The 612-nt window shown below is 43.1% G+C and carries 1 pseudogene; it reads right to left on the bottom strand.

What is annotated here, in order from left to right:
- Nucleotides 1–200, bottom strand: a pseudogene (locus R8N49_RS28550) (hypothetical protein); the annotation flags it as partial.
- Nucleotides 201–612: the final 412 nt, after the last annotated feature.

Below are 612 nucleotides of genomic sequence, written 5' to 3'. Positions count from 1 at the left end.
GGCTTCATCGATTCATCTGTTCGATGTACAACCATCCAGCCGTTTTCGTCAGCATGAGCCATTTTTGCCGTTACCGTGCCCGCGGACATATCTTGATCTGCGCCTTCAATACTTGGAGAGGAAAAACTAAACGCAGAAAAACTGAACAGACATGCAGCTAAACCAAACTTTAGGAATGAGTTGTTGATGGATTTGTTCATATGTATTCCTTACTTATGTGTGAGATTGCGTAATTGCATCCCATCTTCGTTACGTAGTTTCTCGTAAGAAAGTTCAGATGATATGAAAATAATGCCGATAAATTGAACGGGATCGGGAAAATCGCTCTGTATTATTGAGCTCTGGTGATAGTTAAAAGCTAGAACAAGACCCGCTGGTAAGGCAGGACGGTGGCCAGTTTCAGATTATCTTCTTGTCGTCACAGCTTCTTACCAATATTCAAATAAACTAATGATATGACAACCGCTTTTTAACGGGGTGATGCATGGATATCAACGAGTTTGCGACTGGCGAGCATCTTATCTGGAATCTGCTTATTGCCTTGCTATTGGGTGCGATTATCGGGACACAGCGCGGCTGGGTGATGCGAAATAGTGTTGAAGGTAGTCGTGT

Source organism: Vibrio sp. 1978 (genome assembly GCF_033344345.1).
The sequence above is the reverse complement of the archived record's forward strand: the minus strand, read 5'-3'. Positions and strand labels throughout refer to the sequence as shown.